The 1,026-nt window shown below is 67.2% G+C and carries 1 protein-coding gene; it reads right to left on the bottom strand.

Annotation, left to right across the window (positions count from 1 at the left end; translation table 11 throughout):
* Positions 1–914: IS5 family transposase (locus FB455_RS34135; protein WP_047893886.1), on the bottom strand; the 914-nt coding region annotated here is incomplete at its 3' end.
* Between the last annotated feature and the right edge of the window lie 112 nt (positions 915–1,026).

Genomic DNA, 1,026 nt, shown 5'->3' with positions numbered 1-1,026 from the left:
TAGGTCGTGTTTCGTAGGGCGCGGAGCCATTGGTTGATGGCGGCGATGGTGAGGGTGGCTTCATAGCGCACGGCGAGTTTGTCGTAGCGGGTGGCCATGGCGCGGTGTTGTTTGAGCTGGTTGATTCCGCACTCCACGGCGTGACGCAGGCGGTAGACCTCGGGGTCGAAGGCGGGCGGACGTCCGCCTTTGGACCCTTTGGCCTTACGGTGCGCGTCCTGGTCGGCCTTGCTCGGGATGCACGCTCGGATGCCGCGGGATCGCAGGTGGGCTCGGTTGGCCTTGGACGTGTACGCCTTGTCGGCCAGCACGGTGTCGGGGCGGGTCCGTGGCCGGCCGCCACCGGCTCGCGTGACACGTACTTTGGCCAGTACGGGGATGAACTGCGGGCTGTCGCCGCGCTGGCCGGCGGTCACTACCAAGGCCATCAGTTTGCGGCCTTGCTCGCAGGCCAGATGGGTCTTGGTGGTCCAGCCGCCCCTCGATCGGCCGAGCCCATGATCTGCCGGCTCGGCCTGCACACCACCGGGCGGCTCCTTCTGCGCCTCACCGTCGCGGCGAGCTCCAGCGGCGTGCTGATGGGCGCGGCTGATGGTCGAGTCCACGCTCACCGTCCAGCCGATCAACCCCGCCGCGTCCGCCAGGGCCTGCAACGAGGTGAGGATCTGCGCCCAGACGCCGTCACGCTGCCAGCGCCGGAACCATCGATACAAGGTCTGCCACGGCGGGTAGTGCACGGGCACGTCCCGCCACGGAGATCCGGTCCGGACCCGCCAACGAATCCCGTCGATGATCACTCTCATGGTCCATCTGCGCGGCCGAGCATGACCCGTTCCCGCAGGCAGCAACGGTTCCAGCACCGCCCACTGCACATCGGTCAGGTCATGTCGCCTCGCTGCCGCTACGCTCGGCACGAGGTCTCCGGTGTGAAGTTCTAGCTTGGTCGCTGAACCAACTACCGGAGACCTCTTCAATTAGCGACCACCGCCACGCCCCAACACCGACGCCCTACGAAACACGGCCTAG

The organism is Micromonospora sp. CNZ296 (assembly GCF_007827635.1).
This window is presented reverse-complemented; position numbering and strand designations above follow the sequence as displayed.